The following is a 17,771-nucleotide window of genomic DNA, read 5'->3' as shown; positions in this document are numbered from 1 at the left end:
TCCCTAATAATTAGGAGTCTACCATTAATCCCACAATACCAAACATCCTGCCTGCATTGGAGACGATAGACTTTTTATAAGAGTAATTTTGACAAAAACTCGAATCTCCCAACATTTCAAGGCAGGTATGGGGCAATGGTGCGGTTAAAACTTTGGCAGTGGGTAGTCTTAGCAATCCCGATCGCGTTTATCATCATTTTCTTACTGGTGTCCGCTCGGTTCGCAAATTCATGCGTGGGGCATTAATTGGATTTGGGGTGTATTCACTGTTTTATTTGTTGGTTGGCGTTGGCTGCTAGTCAAGTGGACTCAACCAGCTGTTAACGAGGTGGAAGCTGTATTAACTCAAGTCCGTGAAGAATTGGAATCGACAACAGAGGATACAGTAAGCCTACCTGTGGGAAGTGACACCACAAAACTTGCAGAAACCGCCCTTCAAGAAATTCTCCAAGCAGCACAAAGCGAGCGCCCGATTTGGGAAGACTGGCAAACTTTTTGGACGCGATGTCAGGATTTAGTTGTAGCGATCGCTCGTATCTACAATCCTCAGATTCAATATCCCCTACTAAACATCTACGTCCCCCAAGCTTACGGGCTGATTCGGGGAACGGTGGATGATATGGATAAGTGGATGCAAAAGTTATCCCCAATCCTCAATCAGGTAACGGTTGGACAAGCATACCAAGGATATGAGGTCTACCGGAAGTTGGAACCATCGGCTCGGAAATTCTGGAAAGCTTGGAACTGGGCACAATGGATCTTAAACCCGGTGGCGGCGGTGGCAAAACAAGCCAGTCAGGGTTCTAGTAACCAAGCAACTCAGCAATTATTGGGGAATTTGAGCCAGTTATTTCGGGAAGCTGCCCTGAGAAATTTATGCCGACAAGCGATCGCACTTTACGGACGTAGCATCTTACCAGTGCCAGCAACCGTAGTTTCCCCACCAACTTTACCCAAGGCAAAAACCCAAACACTGCGAGAAATCCTGACTCAAGCTCAACCAGCCGAGGCGGTTGAGCAAAAACCCGTGAATATTCTGCTGGTGGGGCGCACGGGATCGGGAAAAAGTAGCCTGATTAACACGCTATTTCAGGCGGATCTCGCAGCCGTTGATGTTTTACCCAGTACCGACCGCATTCAGAATTATCAATGGCAAACTGAAAGTGGCGAAACCCTAACGCTTTGGGATACACCTGGTTACGAACAAGTCAACCGTGCCGAACTCCGAAACTTAGTGCTTGATTATGCCATAAATTCAGATTTGCTGCTGTTAGCCACCCCTGCCCTCGATCCTGCCCTGCAAATGGATGTGGACTTTTTGCAAGACATCAAAGCAGAAGTTGCAGATTTACCTGCGATCGCGATCGTCACCCAAGTAGACCGTACTGCGTCCAATCCGAGAATGGCAACCACCTTATGATTGGGAATGGGGCGATCGCCCCAAAGAAATTGCCATTAGAGAAGCCACTGAATATCGCGCTAAACTGCTAGGAAACTTCTGTAATCTCGTTTTACCCGTGGTTACAAGTGACAGCAAAACAAATCGAGTTGCCTGGGGAGTAGAAGCGCTATCCTTGGGATTAGTGGATGCGATCGCACCTACCAAGCAACTCCGTCTCGCCCGCTTTTTGCGTAATCTAGAAACTCGCATCGTCGCCGCCGCCAAAATCATCGACCACTACACCTTCCAAATGACGACAACACAAGGATTAACGGCATTGCTCAAAAGTCCCGTCCTTCAATTTGTTTCTACCCTCTCAACCGGATCTCCAGCCTTAGCGTATATGCTGGCGGAGCAAATTCCCGTGGAACAGTTGCCGATTGTGATTGGCAAATTGCAAATGGGATATGAACTTTTCTCACTCTTAAACCCCAAGTCGCTCAACTTTGAATTGCTATCCCTTTGGCCGCTACTGCTGGAAAACACCGCTGCACCCGATCGCAACGCCTGGGCATTTGGTCACGCCCTAGTGGAGTATTGGACTCAAAATTTGACGGTTGAAAAACTCCGGGAGCGATTTGAGTATTATTTAGCGATCGCCAAATAATTTGTCTGCGATCGGCAATATCTACGAATGATTGTTACGTATCTTCGATTCTCTTGCAAATACTACGTCTAAATAACGAGTTTAAGCTGTTACGTAACCCCCGTAGATTAAACACCAAAAGTTGTATTAGGAAATAAAAATAAATTGCGAATATTTACTTAGGAATTTTGAACAATTTCATACTATACAAGTAAAAGCAAAAATGCTGTAACAGATTGTAATCTCAATATCAAGGTTAAGATTACGATTAAGAGTATGTGTCTGCTGAATTACCCGCTTTAGCTAAGTTTTTATACAAATATATTTTTGTTCGGAGTTATTTATGAAAAATATGTTAAAAACCTCCATCTCTCAAGAACAGAATTCAGATCCGAGCTATAACATTTCGTCTTACAACAGGCTGCTTTCGGTAGTGAAGGATTTAGCTTGTGTGCGGACTATTGAGGAAATTATTGAGATTGTGCGTTTGGCTGCTCGCGATCTCACAAATGCTGATGGAGTCACTTTTGTATTGCGGGATGGTGAATGTTGCCACTATGTCGATGAAAACGCCATTGGCCCACTTTGGAAAGGTATGCGTTTTCCGCTCAAGTCTTGCATCTCCGGTTGGGCAATGCTCAATAAAAAAGCAGCCGTAATTGAGGATATTTACCAGGATGCACGAATTCCGATTGAGGCGTACAAGGTAACTTTTGTCAAAAGTTTAGTGATGGTTCCGATTCGGGTTTCCGATCCACTGGGTGCGATTGGAGCCTACTGGAGTACACGCCACCTAGCCACACCCGAAGAAATCGGAATGCTAGAGATTTTAACCGATACTACAGCAGTTGCGATCGCAAACGTGCAACTTTTCCAGAAACTAACGAACCAAAATGCCCTAAAAGACAAATTTATTGCCATGCTTGCTCATGAACTAAGGAATCCTGTTGCCCCCATCTCTAACGGCGTTCAGCTACTAAAGTTGAAGCTAGGACAGACTGGCGCAGTTGGGGAAACAGTTTTAATGATGCAAAACCAGATTAAGCACCTCTCGAAATTGATCGATGAGTTACTTGACGTATCGTCCATCACATACGGGAAGATTTCATTAAATCTTGAGAAGGTTAATCTGGTGGAATTGGTTCGCCAAAGTCTCAATGACCATGCACAAGCAATCAACAGATGGAATCTTAAAGTAGTACAAGACCTGCCAAACACACCCGTGTGGGCCTATGTTGACACCACTCGCTTCTTCCAAATCTTTGGGAACCTTCTTGATAACGCCTTAAAGTTTTCCCAGCCAGATGGGACGATCTGGGTAGATTTCTCAGTTATTCCAGGTGAGAATGGCTCAGGTAGTGTGGCTGCCTTATCTGTAAGAGATACAGGCATAGGGATAGACCCGACAATATTACCAGAACTTTTCGAGCCGTTTACCCAGGCTGATCGCAGTTTAGATCGTTCGCGGGGCGGGCTAGGTTTGGGACTTTCGGTAGTAAAAAGTCTTGTAGAACTTCATGGTGGTAATGTTGAAGCCTCAAGTAGAGGGATAAATTTGGGAGCAGAATTCAAAGTCACTCTCCCTATATGCGAAGAGATTACAACCTTAGACAAAGACCTAGAGATTACAGAGGCGGCGAAAAAATCGTTGAAGATTTTAGTCATCGAAGATAACGAGGATTCAGCCTTATCATTACAAGCAGTACTTGAGCATTTTGGGCATGAAGTTTCCATTGCCAAAAATGGAGTTTTAGGGGTAGAAACTGCAAAGAAGCTTGAGCCTCATGTAATTATTTGTGACATCGGACTTCCTGAAATGGATGGATTCGCCGTTGCACAGGAACTAAGTAAAGACTCCAAATTTACTCGCTCAATTCTGATTGCGCTTACTGGCTACGGTAGCCAAGAGGATCGGCAGCTTGCGCTGAAGGCTGGTTTCAAATGTCACTTAACCAAGCCTGTAGACTTTGAAATACTGATAGCAGAAATCGATCGATACTTTGATGAAGTATTATCAAGCTAAAATTCTGAAAAAGCTTTAATAACCCTTTTGAAAGCGGGGTTGCACATTTGCGGGATGATTTTACTATTTTTGTGGTATGGGCATCTTGCCATTGGTGTCAATTTAACGTGAAACCTGCTTGGTGAAAACGTTTTGCTCTCTCCCCCAGCCCCTCTCCCAAGGGAGAGGGGAGCTAGACATTAAATATCCCCTTCTCCCAAGGGAGAAGGGGTTAGGGGATGAGGGCGTGAGGGATTTGCAAAACGCCTGTCTGATATAGTTTTTGGCTTAAGTTGACACCAATGGCAGGATGCCCACCCCACAAGAATCATCCCTTAATTCAGCAACGCCTTGAAAGCTAGCCAATTCTTGTATTTTTAGAAAGAGAATTCTCCTTCGCTCTTTCAACGATTATCATTCTTCTTCAGTAGACTTTTTGTAAAAATGCAAAATTCGCCCTCAACCCTTACCCTAAATCCCTCTCCCAAGCTCTTGTCATTACCAACATCTTTTAAACTGACTGGGTGATAAAATCAGCAGCCCAACACATATCCTGTAATCGCAACCAGCCTCGCCATAAGGTCTGCCAACCAGGTAGACCATCGGATTTGCGGCCAAGAAAACCACCCAAACGAGCGATCGCTAAAAAGAATTCACCCAAAGTCAACTCACAATTTGTCAACCCAAGACGAGCAACTAAGACTTTTAACATAATTGTAGGTATGTACTCGTGTGCCTTCAGTTGGGAATTGCTGCGACTAAGTTGGCGTAACTGTAATAATCTGACTGAAACTATAGCAAAAAAGCCAAGTAACCTTACCAGTGATGAAGCTGACTCCAATTGACGTTTTTCTACAGCACAACCAGTTTTGAGACACTTATGATACTCTTCAATTAACCAACGTGTAGCATACCAATCTAGTTGCATGAGGGCATCCTCACGAGCATTTACAGCAACAGTGGTAAATAGAATCCATTCTAAATCTCCTTCTGGTTCCCAACAACGAATACACCAACCATCTATTGGCTGTTGTTTTCTTTCACAGCCAATTGCTGGGGGTTGAATTGTCAATTGAGACCAAGCTACTTGTAAGTTAACTTGACGTTTGGGTTCTCCGTTGCGCCCACGCAAAACAACAGTTTTCTCCGCCATTGGTTGTAAAGAACGAGCAAATGCCTTGAGATACCCTTTGGTGGCATCAGGTTTAGTAATCACTCGGTTTTGAGTGACTCGTACTAAGCAGTGCCAGTACAAAGCTTTGGCTCGTCGAAGGTAAGAAAAAATATCACTCCCCCTGTCTCCGACACTTACCCAAATTGACCCAGTTTGTGGTGTTGGTGCAGTGCCGATGGATTCCACCATCTCTGCCCAAATTTCCCCTTCACCATCTGTTCTCAATAGTTCTGGTAGCGCTTCCACCAACGTGTTGTCATTGTCCTTTTTTTGACTACGCAGCCAAGGTATTTGTCCTGCCAATCCCAAAATTTGTGGATTCAAAGGTAACGGTACTACTGCTAAACACGTGTGTAGCATCATTCCTCTACCTTTGCCATCTCCAATATGCCCTAATCCCTTAACTTGCCGATGATGAGTATAATCTAGTTCTGTTGTGTCTTGGATGAATAAAACAACATTGGATTTTATTTCAGTTGCGCTTTGTTTCGTCTCCGTGATGTGAGGTTGAATTAATGCCTTATGAGTTACATCGTCTTCCGCAAATAATCGGTACGCAGCACGAATTTCATTCCAGCCTTGCATCATATCTGGTAAACTCCCTTGCGGGTTGGCAGCTATGGCTGCACCGATAGCGATCGCTCTTTGCGTACGACGAGTATCCCCTAATTCGGCATCTCCCCATTGCTCAACTGCCCAAGCATTGAGGTCTGTGAAATTTTTCAACTTCATACTCTGACTCTATTACATCCCTACCTCACTTTAAAAGATGTTGGTAATGACAAGCTCCCAAGCTTGGGATAGGAATTTAGAGTGAAAGCTCATAGATTCATGCAATAAGTCTAGTAAAACTTAATTTTTTGCAAGTGCCATCTGATGAAGTATTGGAGAATTCTATATCGAGGTCAATCTTCAATATTTAGATGCGTTTGTCCTGGTAAATTTGGTGTTTTATCTAAAATTTACACACATGAAAGATATATGCCTCTACTGTTCGTTACGGTTTGCGAAAAAGCTTAGAACAACTAAAAAGTCACCACACTGCGAATTGATTCACCTTTGTGCATTAATTCAAAAGCATCATTAATTTGCTCAATGGGCATTACATGGGTAATTAAATCATCAATATTTATCTTACCTTCCATATACCAATCAACAATTTTTGGCACATCTGTACGTCCTCTAGCACCACCAAAAGCTGAACCTTTCCAAACGCGCCCAGTTACTAGTTGAAAAGGACGAGTACTGATTTCCTGTCCAGCACCAGCAACACCAATAATCACGCTCACACCCCAACCTTTGTGGCAGCATTCTAATGCTTGACGCATCAATTTGACATTACCAATACATTCAAAACTGTAATCGGCACCGCCTTTTGTTAAATCAACTAGATAGGGAACTAAATCACCCTCTACTTCTTGAGGATTAACAAAGTGCGTCATGCCAAACTTTTCCGCCAAGGCGCGTTTGTTGGGATTAATATCTACCCCGACAATCATATTTGCCCCTACCATCCGCGCCCCTTGGATGACATTTAAGCCAATACCACCCAAACCAAAAACTACAACATTTGCCCCAGGTTCCACCTTGGCAGTATTGATGACTGCACCAATACCAGTAGTAACACCGCAGCCAATGTAACAAACCTTATCAAAGGGGGCATCTTCCCGAATTTTTGCCAAAGCGATTTCCGGCAGCACCGTATAGTTAGCAAAGGTGGATGTACCCATGTAATGATGAATCATTTGCCCATCGAGACTAAAGCGACTAGTGCCATCAGGCATCACACCGCGTCCTTGAGTTAGGCGAATGGCTTGACAGAGATTAGTTTTGAAACTCAAACAATATTCGCACTGGCGACATTCGGGAGTGTAAAGGGGAATCACATGATCCCCTGGTTTGAGACTGGTGACACCAGCGCCTACTTCTACTACCACACCAGCACCTTCATGTCCCAAAATAGCCGGAAACAAACCTTCGGGATCGTCACCAGATAGGGTAAAAGCGTCGGTATGACAAACCCCGCTTGCTTTCACTTCAACTAACACTTCGCCGGCTTTTGGCCCCGATAATTGAACGGTTTCAATTGTCAATGGCTTACCTGCACTATAAGCTACTGCTGCTTTAACTTCCAATGTCAGCGCTCCTGTATAGTTTTGTCATTTGTCATTTGTCATTTGTCATTCGGATTAGGGGAGAGGTGACAGGTGATAGGGAATAATCTCTACCCTGTACCCTATTCTCTTCTTGACTCCCCAGTTTCCTCACAGGCATTGAACGCATGATAAACTTTTGTATTACTTCATCGTATTTATTAAGCACGATCGCGGCTATAACGATAAATATTATTACCTTTGTTAAAATGTCATTCTCTAGCTAGATTGGTTAAAGGCGGCAACAGCTGTTTTGGCAACGATGTAAACTGGATGTCAGCAGCAAACCTCAAATAATTTGTCCACCCCTAAATTAATATATTTTTTCACAGCTTATGAACCCTGCCCTAACTCAAATTGGCGCTCAAATGTCCAACCTGACTGGCGTCAGAGCAATCATGAAGGATATTATCGAAACATTACGAGCGGGTGCAGGGCAGCAGTTTATTAATTTGAGTGCTGGTAATCCGTTGATTTTGCCAGAGGTAGAACAATTATGGCGGGATTGCACTGCACAGCTTTTGGCTAGTCCAGAATATGGTGAAGTAGTTTGTCGCTACGGCTCAAGTCAGGGTTATGCACCATTTGTGGAAGCGATCGCTAATGATTTTAACAAACGCTACGGGTTAAACTTAAGCGATCGCAATATCCTGATCACCCCCGGTAGTCAAACCCTCTACTTCTATGCTGTAAATAGCTTCGGTGGCTACACCCCTAGCGGCGAGTTAAAACAAATCGTTTTGCCCCTCAGCCCTGACTACACAGGTTACGGCGGACTATCCTTAGTTCCAAAAGCTTTAACTGCTTACAAACCGACTCTCGATATTGATGAAGCCGCCCACCGATTTAAATATCGCCCCGACTTCAGCCAACTGTCGATTACAGAAAATACGGGTTGTATCCTCTTCTCTCGCCCTTGTAATCCCACTGGTAATGTCCTCACTGAGGATGAAGTGAAAAAGATTGCTGCTTTAGCTGCGCCTTACAATCTGCCCGTGTTAATTGACTCGGCTTATGCGCCTCCCTTCCCGGCATTGAACTTTACCGAAATGACACCAGTGTTTGGCGATAATATCTTACACTGCATGAGTTTATCAAAAGCAGGATTACCAGGAGAAAGGGTAGGTATTGCCATTGGCGATGAAAAGTGGATTGAAGTGTTGGAGTGTTTCCAAGCAAATATTGGTCTCCATTCTTCACGTTACGGCCAAGCGATCGCAGCTCTTGCAATTAATTCTGGCGCTTTAGTAGAAATTTCTCACACTGTCATCCGTCCCTTTTACCAAAATAAATTTACTGTTTTAGAAACCAGCTTAGAACAAGCAATGCCCAAGAATTTACCTTGGTTCCTCCATCGCGGTGAAGGAGCAATTTTTGCTTGGTTGTGGTTGCAGGATCTACCCATAAGTGACTGGGAATTTTATCAGCAAGTTAAACAAGTAGGTGTGATTATTGTCCCCGGAAGTAGCTTCTTCCCCGGTTTAGACGAAGAGTGGGCGCACAAGCACCAATGTTTCCGCATCAGTCTCACAGGCAGCGATGAGGAGATTGCTACTGCTATGCAACGTTTAGCAAAAGTGGCTGAAGAAGCTTATAAAGGTGCGGCTGTGACTGCCTAATACCGCAAGGCGCAATTAAGGGACTTCCAACTAAAAAAATATCCCATCGCTGAGTAGGCAGGGGGGCAAGGGGAGAAAGAAAAATATTATCTGAGTAAATTGGATAATTTATTTTCTGGAAGTCCCTAAAAATTAAAAATTAAAAATCAATACAGTGTAAGCATTTCATTGATTTGGAATGGTGGTTTATTTCCGCCGTGTTGTACTAGTAGGAAAAATGGAAATGAAACACGAAGAAGCTAATAAAGAGATTGGAGGCAGAGGTGCAGAGAAGCAGAGGGGTAAGAGAGTCGGAGGAAATTCAAAAATTAAAAATGTCCAATCTCCAGCCCCTAATCCCCAGCCCGTAGTTGCCAGTCCCCAATCCCCAGCCCCCAATCTCGACGATTGGCTAGAAATTGGTAAGATTGTTTCCCCTCAAGGATTATCTGGAGAATTACGGGTTTATCCTGTATCAGACTTTCCCGAAAGATTTGAGGTGCCAGGAAAACGTTGGTTGTTGCGTTTAGATGGTACAGAACCGCAACCAATCGAATTATTGACAGGACGTTATATCAGTAACAAAAACTTGTATGTCATCAAATTAGCTGGTGTGGAAAATTGCGATCAGGCGGAGGCGTTGCGCGGTTGTAAGTTAATGGTGCCAGCTAGCGATCGCCCCCAATTAAGCGAAGATGAATATCATGTCCTCGATTTGATTGGCTTGGAAGTCTTCATGCAAGCATCTGGCGAACTCGTTGGTACGGTGGTAGACATCATCCCCGCCTACAATGATTTGTTAGAAGTAAAGTTGCATGAATCATTGGCTGGCGACAAAAAGCAAAAGACTGTTTTGATTCCGTTTGTGGAAGCGATCGCACCAGTAGTAGACTTGAAATCTAATCGCATTGAAATCACGCCACCGCCTGGGTTATTGGAAATTAATAATTAAGACATTAATTTATCTCCCTCTAGCTAGTTTCGCTGTACTAGATACTTTCAGGAAAAGCAAAGCTTGAAGCATAAGAAAACTAGGAGGCGGTTTAACGCAAGAGTCAGTGGTGTTTTCTTATCAAATTGTTGTTATCGCTTGACCATAGCTTCACAGCATTTCATTTTTGTGTGAGCAAGAAACTAATCTTGAGTTGTCTTTGATGCGATCAAAATCGAACGCTGTTGCTGAATTGGAATATTAAGTATGTTCGCTAGTTTTTGACGATGCTTAAATCCTATATCGTGCATATAACAGTGGCGCAAAATAATCTGTTTCAATAAGCGATCACAAACAGGGTTTTTGGAGAACTCAGAGTGCAATTTATCAATTTTGTCGGCATCTAATTTTTTTTCAAACTGCAATTCAATAATTTGTTGAATCAAGCAGAATGAAGGTTGATTCTTGGTTTCGGTTACTTTTATATATATATCACGACCTTTAGGAGAACCTAGAGAAAACGAAATTTTGTAAAGCATCGCTAAAATAAATGTGTAATTAATACCTAAGTAAAAAGACTCAACTTCCCGAATAATTTTAGAGTCGGGAAGCTTTGGATTTTGTTCTAATATCTTTTTAAGTTTTCTGATTGATTCTTCTTGCACGTATTCCGAAAATCTTAGAAATACTCTGAGGAATCTTAGTGAAACCATAACTGATTCTTCATAGATTAACTCTAAAGAGTGTCGTTCTAGGGAACCAAGTCTATTTCTTAAAATTTGTCCACAGACTTCAATTGCTCTGAATACTTTATTCACCTTTACCATTAATTCTTCTACGTCTTTGTCGTCATCTACAAGGCTATTCTGATCTTCATGTTGTTCAATAAAATCTTTATGTTTATCAGCTTCTAATCGTTCTTGCCTTGCGTCACGATTCTCTAAAATAAGGTCAGGTATTTCTTTAACAAAATCTTGAAGAAAATATAAAGAACTTGCTTCTAATGTTACTTCTTTCTCATCAGAAAAAATATCCATAACAGAAAGTAGAATCTCGTCAAGAATCCACGGATTTTTGGAATGGTAGGTAAGAAACAGAACTATGTTTGATGCCTTCTCAAGATGAATCGTATTTACTAGATGTTTTATTCTCTTTTTAGCTTCTTCGCCTTGATGAAGAGAGTCTGCCAATTTTTTTGCTGCAAAGAAGTAAAACAGATAACGGTAACGAAACTTTAGACCAGCCTCTGATCGTTGAAGAATAAATGAACTGACCAAATCTCTAATTACTTTGTCTTGATCAACTGTTGTAATAAAATTCTCTGAGTACTTTTTAAAAAATACCTTTAAGCTAGAGTCATCAAGACTTTCGGAGGGAGACTCTAAAATTGCTCCCCCAAGTTCTGATAAAACATTGAGATATGTATCAATCTCATTTTGTTTTACATGAACACGCTCTAGGGCTTGGTAGATCAAATATTGATAACAGTGTCCGTAAGCAGTAATTTCAAGTCTCTGCGTGGTCATTGTCTCGAAAGACTGAAGAAGCATCAAAATGTGGAATGGTTTTGCTGGAACTATATTCTTACGTACAAGCGAGTCTACATGGAGACGCAGTTCATCTATCTTTGCCCAAATCTGCTGATCGTCTGTTTCTTCAGTTAAGTCTAGTGCAACCCATTTCTCAATTAGTTTTGCACGATGGACATTATCAAAAGGGAGAATTTCTAATTTTTTATAATCATCAAGATCAGGAAAATCAGGTATGGCAAATCTAAAAGATTCCTCAGCAAACAGAATAGTACGAGGGAAAATCGAATTAAGACTTGCTATAAATTTACTTTTACCCTTCTGATTAAGTTTGACTGCTGATATATCATCAACAATACAAATAACATTAGATTTCTTAATAAATTCTTCTACCGATATAAAATTATATGTATCTAAAACTAACCTTGCAATTTGTTCCTCAATCCTAGAACTTTTTATATTTGCTCCGTCAACCAGTATAGGTAATAATCCAAAGGAAAGAGCATCTAGACAGATTTTTTTGGCAAGAGTAGTTCTGCCTGACTGCTCATCTCCTAAAATTAGGATACGGCTATCATATTCTAGTAGCTTTTCACCTGAAATATTCGATGAGATTCCTTCTAACGATTCTTTTATAACTTTTAAATTAGGGAAGACAAATAAATCATTTAGAGAAATAGTTTCACGATTTCGATGTGCAAACTTTATTCCAGTATCATCAAGGAAATCTTTAAATTTGTTTGAGAATTCTATATTTGAGTTTGAAGTAGTGCTTAAACTACTGAAGTGGTGTTCACTAGAATTTAAAGAATCTGTTTTTTTTTAATTGCTCTGTTAATCAAGCTAATAAAAGTTGGAAAATGGTTACGCAAGAAGTTTTCTGTATCTAGCTCTGCTTCGTAAGAAATTCCTACAAAAGGGGGGATTGAAGAAATTACTCCTTTGACCTTTGCTGCTGCTGATTTATCTGGCTGATTCAGTTTATCTCGGATTTCTTTCAAGAGCATAAGAGCTTCATTAGGATAAGTAGGTGAGTTTACCTCAATTTTATGAACTTGGTTCACAATTTCTGCAACTACAACCTGTGCCTCTTGTTCTGAAATTTCGATAGATTCTGACTGCTCTGATAGAATCTTCCAGTACTCTTGTTCATACGGCTGCATCGATTTTTTTAATTTGGTAATCTGCAACTTAATTCGCTCCTTGTCTTCATCGGGAGTAGTTGTCAACGTCAATTCTTTTCCGAACACTTGTTTACGATAACTGGTCAAAATTTCCTCAACCTCACCCAGGCGATCGCTTGACATCCCTAAACTCCAAAATTTCAAAGACAACTGTTCCGTTTTACACAATCTAGTTCATTATGTCTTTAGGGTTTTTACATAACTAGGACTTACATATGGTACATGGGTACTACTAAGTGTTTCAGCCATGTTTAGCATCCAGGGATCGCAAATATGCAAGTAAATCAGGGTTATGCAAAGCGCCTGAAACGACCAAATATAATGAATGATCTACATTATGATTAATTTGTACAGTACGTAAGTTATAATAACTTGCAAAAATTTGTACAGAAAGCTCTAGATGAAGAAAATGCCGATTGATAGGATTAATCAATAGCGTAGGTGTAGCCCGTCGTAGACATCGTTTCCCAACCTGTTGCCCAAAGCCAAGGAATTTAGTCACGAAGGCTGAAAAAATTCATCATGGTAGATGGCCATCATCTGGAAAACAAGTATAATTGCTTACTGATGAACCCATCAAAAACCTTTTGGAATGGAGTGTCGATAATGACATTAGCAACGACTCCACAAACAAAGCCTTTAACTGATGAAGAATTACAAAAGATAAACGCCTACTGGCGTGCAGCTAACTATCTTTCCGTTGGGCAAATATATCTACTCGACAATCCGCTACTAAAAGAACCCCTAAAGCTGGAACACGTCAAACCCAGACTATTGGGGCACTGGGGAACAACGCCAGGGCTGAACTTAATCTATGTTCACCTGAATCGGGTCATCAACAAATATGACCTCAACACAATATACATTGCTGGCCCCGGTCATGGAGGCCCTGGATTAGTAGCCAATACTTACTTAGAGGGGACTTACACTGAGTACTATCACAACATCTCCCAAGATGCTGAAGGAATTCAGAAACTCTTCAAACAGTTCTCTTTCCCCGGTGGTATTCCCAGTCACGTAGCACCAGAAACCCCTGGTTCAATCCACGAAGGCGGAGAATTAGGTTATGCCCTTGTCCATGCTTTCGGTGCTGCCTTTGATAACCCGGACTTAATTGTTGCTGCTGTTGTCGGTGACGGTGAAGCCGAAACAGGTGCTTTAGCGACTAGCTGGCATTCTAACAAATTTCTTAACCCTGTACGTGATGGTGCTGTGCTGCCGATTCTGCACCTGAATGGGTATAAAATTGCTAACCCAACGATGCTGGCACGGATTAGCCATGAGGAGTTGGAGAGTTTATTTATAGGCTACGGCTACAAACCATACTTTGTTGAAGGTGACGATCCCGCAGATGTCCATCAGCAGATGGCGGCGACTCTAGAAACAGCGATCGCCGAAATTCAAAGTATCCAAAGGGAAGCCCGCGTACATGGTTTCACCAAACGTCCCCAGTGGCCGATGATTGTCATGCGAACCCCCAAAGGTTGGACAGGGCCTAAGGAAGTAGATGGTAAAAAAACCGAAGATTATTGGCGATCGCACCAAGTTCCCTTTGGCAATATAGCCAAACAGCCAGACCACCTGAGACTTCTAGAAGATTGGATGAAGAGTTACAAACCAGAAGAACTCTTCGACGCTAACGGTAAACTGATTCCCGAACTAGCAGAACTCGCCCCCAAAAAGCATCGACGCATGGGTGACAATCCCCACGCTAACGGCGGTATTTTGCTGCATGACCTGAAAATGCCCAACTTTCAAGACTATGCTGTAGATGTCTCTGAACCAGGGAAAGCGATCGCGGAAGCTACTAAAGTAACTGGCAAATTTCTGCGAGATATCATGCGACTTAACCAAGAAAGTCGCAACTTCCGTATCTTCGCCCCCGACGAATTAGCATCAAATCGTTTAGACCCTGTACTGGAAGTTACTGACAGAGTTTCCGTAGCTGATATTTACCCTGAAGATGACCACCTTTCCCCCGACGGTCGGGTAATGGAAGTTCTCAGCGAAACTTCTTGCCAAGGATGGTTAGAAGGCTACCTCCTCACCGGGCGTCACGGATTCTTCACTTGTTACGAGGCATTCATCCACATCATTGATTCCATGTTCAACCAACACGCCAAATGGTTGAAAACCACCAAACACATTCCCTGGCGTAGACCAATCGCTTCCCTCAATTACCTACTCACCTCTCACGTTTGGCGACAAGACCATAACGGCTTCTCTCACCAAGACCCCGGTTTTATCGACCATGTACTTAACAAAAAAGCCGAGATCGTTCGCGTCTATTTGCCCCCCGATGCCAATACTCTATTGTCGGTAACTGACCATTGTCTAAAAAGCCGTAACTATGTCAACGTCATCATTGCTGGAAAACAGCCAGCATTGCAATATCTCAACATAGATGCCGCTATCAAGCATTGCACCAAAGGCATCGGCATTTGGGAATGGGCAAGCAGCGACCAAGGCGGCGAACCAGATGTAGTGCTGGCTTGTGCTGGGGATATTCCCACCTTAGAAACCTTGGCGGCTGTAGACATCCTGCGTCAGCATTTTGCAGATTTAAAAGTGCGGGTAGTGAACGTAGTCGATTTGATGACACTCCAGCCCAAAAGCGAACATCCCCACGGCTTGAGTGAAAAAGATTTTGACACAATTTTCACCACCGACAAACCTGTTATCTTTGCCTTTCATGGCTATCCCTGGCTAATTCATCGCCTAACCTACCGCCACACTAATCATAAAAATATCCATGTGCGTGGCTACAAGGAAGAGGGAACTACCACCACCCCCTTTGACATGGTTGTTCTCAACGATTTAGATCGCTTCCATTTAGTAATTGATGTAATCGATCGCGTGCCAAAACTAGGATCTAAGGCAGCTTATGTCAAACAGCACATGCAAGATAAGCTGATTGAACACAAGCATTACATTCAGAAGTACGGCGACGATATGCCGGAAATTCGTGATTGGAAGTGGCCTTATTAATAGGGGATGAGGATAGAGAGGCAGAGGGGAAACTCTTCTCCCTGCTTCTCTCTTTTTTAGGAGGGTATTATTGATCATTAAGATACTTTAGATACTCAAATTTCTAACTCCTCATGTCCTACCCTTTTGAATTAGTCAAGTACTAGTGAAACCCAAAAGCATCTGCATAATTTTTTAACTTTCCAGTGAGAAGTACTTAAAGTTACTTAATGCATCAAACGCTACTTACTTTCATAGTTAGCGCTAGGATAGCTATGTATTTTATGAAAGTATAAATATGGCTCAAACTTTTTACGTAAATCCAGTATCAGGCAGCAATACCAACCCAGGTACTCAACAAGCCCCCTTCAAAACAATTACGCAAGCCCTCAAGGTAGCGACTGTTGATACCAAGATTCAACTAGCAGATGGTAATTACAATGCTGCTAATGGTGAAGTCTTTCCGTTGACGATTCCATCTGGCGTAACAGTGGTGGGTAATGAAGCCAATAAAGGCAATGGTATTTTAATTGAAGGAAGTGGTAGTTACCTGAGCCGTACTTTTGCTGGTCAGAATGTCACATTTGTACTGCTGGATAAAGCTGAACTCCGAGGAGTGACTGTAACAAATTTAGCTAGCCGTGGTAGTGGTGTCTGGATCGAATCAACTGCCCCTACTGTTGCTAATAGCACCTTCATCAACAATAAGCGGGAGGGAGTATTTGCTACAGGCGATGCTAACCCAGTGATTCTAGGTAATGTGTTCAGTGAGAATGCAGCTAATGGAATTGCGATCGCTAAAAATTCTAAAGGTCAAATTGAAAATAATACCTACTTTAAAACAGGTTTCGGCATTGCCATTAGTGATACTGCATCACCAATCCTTCGAGATAACAGAATCTATGAAAACCGTTCTGGGATCGTCATCTCTGGTAGTGCCCGTCCCGTATTACGTAATAATGTCAGTGAAAATAATACTGATGATGGGATCACAGTAATTGGAACTGCTCTACCGGATATCGGCAGTATCAATAATCCAGGGGGCAATACTCTACGCAATAACGGTAAATTTGATTTGCAAAATGTCAGTTCCAATAAGCTGATTTCTCTAGGAAATAAAATAGATGTGTCTAAAGTCGCCGGAAACATAGAGTTTGCAGATAGTTCGGTTCCAACACCGACACCCACGCCAACACCGACACCAACTCCAACACCGACACCAACGCCAACGCCAACCCCAACTCCAACGCCAACGCCAACGCCAACCCCAACTCCAACTCCAACCCCAACTCCAACTCCAACTCCAACTCCAACCCCAACTCCAACCCCAACTCCAACTCCAACTCCAACTATCGAATTAACTGATATTGCAAATCATTGGGCAGGTGGTTTTATTCGGGAATTAGTCAAATTGGGGATAGTTAATGGTTTTCCCGATCGCACATTTAAACCCGATGCAACTATGACACGGGCACAATACGCTGCATTACTGGTAAAAGCTTTCAACCCATCGCCCAACCGTGCGGTGATCAAATTCAAAGATGTACCAGCAGACTTCTGGGCATCTAAAGTTATTGATCAAGCATATCAAGGTTCATTTCTCTCTGGTTTTCCCGACAATACCTTTGGCCCTAACAAAAATATTCAGCGCGTGCAAGTGATTGTCTCTCTGGTGAATGGACTGAAGTTATCTGCTGATGGTACAGCAAATATCAAAGTTTTCGATGACCAAGCTAAGATTCCTGAATATGCTAAGGATGAGGTAGTAAAAGCTATAGATAAGGAAATTATCGTCAATTACCCAAACCTGAAACAACTTAATCCTACCCGCGATGCTACACGGGGTGAGGTAGCGGCGATCGTGTATCAAGCTTTGGTAGATGCTGGGCGTGTAGCAGCGATCAATTCGTCTTATATAGTGACTGCTTGAGGGAGGCAGGGGGGCAGCACTTCTCTTCGAGAGGCTGCACTTCGACTACGCTCAGTGACCGAGGAGCAGGGGAGCAGAGGAGTAAATCATTTATAGGACAATCAGTTCAGTTAAGTATTTCTTCCTTTTCTTCCTTTGCGTTCTTCTCTACGAAAGCTAATGCGTAGCTTGCTTCTCCGTAGGAGTATGCGTTCTTTGCGTTAGCCTACGGTAATTTTGCGTCTGCGTTAAAAAAATTGGCTTTGATAAAAAGTTGAGCTTTAATGCAAGCGTATT

Annotated in this window: 9 protein-coding genes and 1 pseudogene; 6 read left to right on the top strand and 4 right to left on the bottom strand. The window is 42.5% G+C overall.

Going from position 1 to position 17,771, the window contains the following annotated elements:
- Positions 1-135 precede the first annotated feature (135 nt).
- Positions 136-2,048: pseudogene (locus QUD05_RS20360) on the top strand (GTPase family protein).
- 322 nt (positions 2,049-2,370) lie between these two features.
- Positions 2,371-4,050 carry a hybrid sensor histidine kinase/response regulator gene (locus QUD05_RS20355; protein WP_289797651.1) on the top strand — a complete coding sequence of 560 codons (1,680 nt, stop codon included), beginning with the start codon at positions 2,371-2,373 and terminating at the stop codon, positions 4,048-4,050.
- A 490-nt stretch (positions 4,051-4,540) separates the two neighbouring features.
- Here the strand turns inward: QUD05_RS20355 and QUD05_RS20350 are convergent, their stop codons facing one another.
- Positions 4,541-5,935, bottom strand: a complete 1,395-nt coding sequence (locus QUD05_RS20350) for an IS4 family transposase (protein WP_289797088.1) — start codon at positions 5,933-5,935, stop codon at positions 4,541-4,543.
- 293 nt (positions 5,936-6,228) lie between these two features.
- Complete coding sequence (locus tag QUD05_RS20345; protein WP_289797650.1) at positions 6,229-7,338, bottom strand: S-(hydroxymethyl)glutathione dehydrogenase/class III alcohol dehydrogenase; 1,110 nt, start codon at positions 7,336-7,338, stop codon at positions 6,229-6,231.
- Between the two features lie 353 nt (positions 7,339-7,691).
- On the opposite strand from QUD05_RS20345, the gene QUD05_RS20340 reads away from it, so the two are divergent.
- Together QUD05_RS20340 and rimM are read left to right on the top strand one after the other, a co-directional pair.
- Complete coding sequence (locus tag QUD05_RS20340; protein ID WP_289797649.1) at positions 7,692-8,975, top strand: valine--pyruvate transaminase; 1,284 nt, start codon at positions 7,692-7,694, stop codon at positions 8,973-8,975.
- A 223-nt stretch (positions 8,976-9,198) separates the two neighbouring features.
- Positions 9,199-9,906, top strand: coding sequence for a ribosome maturation factor RimM (rimM, locus tag QUD05_RS20335; protein WP_289797648.1), 708 nt, complete (start codon positions 9,199-9,201; stop codon positions 9,904-9,906).
- A gap of 182 nt (positions 9,907-10,088) precedes the next feature.
- Here the strand turns inward: rimM and QUD05_RS20330 are convergent, their stop codons facing one another.
- Both QUD05_RS20330 and QUD05_RS20325 read right to left on the bottom strand, forming a co-directional pair.
- Positions 10,089-11,411 (bottom strand): STAND family AAA ATPase, encoded by a 1,323-nt coding sequence (locus QUD05_RS20330; protein ID WP_289797647.1) that lies wholly within the window; start codon positions 11,409-11,411, stop codon positions 10,089-10,091.
- A gap of 806 nt (positions 11,412-12,217) precedes the next feature.
- Positions 12,218-12,748: a hypothetical protein gene (locus QUD05_RS20325; RefSeq protein WP_289797646.1), complete on the bottom strand. Its 531-nt coding sequence runs from the start codon at positions 12,746-12,748 to the stop codon at positions 12,218-12,220.
- A gap of 456 nt (positions 12,749-13,204) precedes the next feature.
- On the opposite strand from QUD05_RS20325, the gene QUD05_RS20320 reads away from it, so the two are divergent.
- Complete coding sequence (locus tag QUD05_RS20320; RefSeq protein WP_289797645.1) at positions 13,205-15,586, top strand: phosphoketolase family protein; 2,382 nt, start codon at positions 13,205-13,207, stop codon at positions 15,584-15,586.
- Between the two features lie 277 nt (positions 15,587-15,863).
- Entirely contained in the window at positions 15,864-17,495 is a 1,632-nt protein-coding gene (locus QUD05_RS20315; protein ID WP_289797644.1) for a DUF1565 domain-containing protein, read from the top strand.
- Positions 17,496-17,771: the final 276 nt, after the last annotated feature.

Source organism: Nostoc sp. GT001 (assembly GCF_030382115.1).
In the GTDB taxonomy this organism is placed as follows: domain Bacteria; phylum Cyanobacteriota; class Cyanobacteriia; order Cyanobacteriales; family Nostocaceae; genus Nostoc.
The sequence above is the reverse complement of the archived record's forward strand: the minus strand, read 5'-3'. Positions and strand labels throughout refer to the sequence as shown.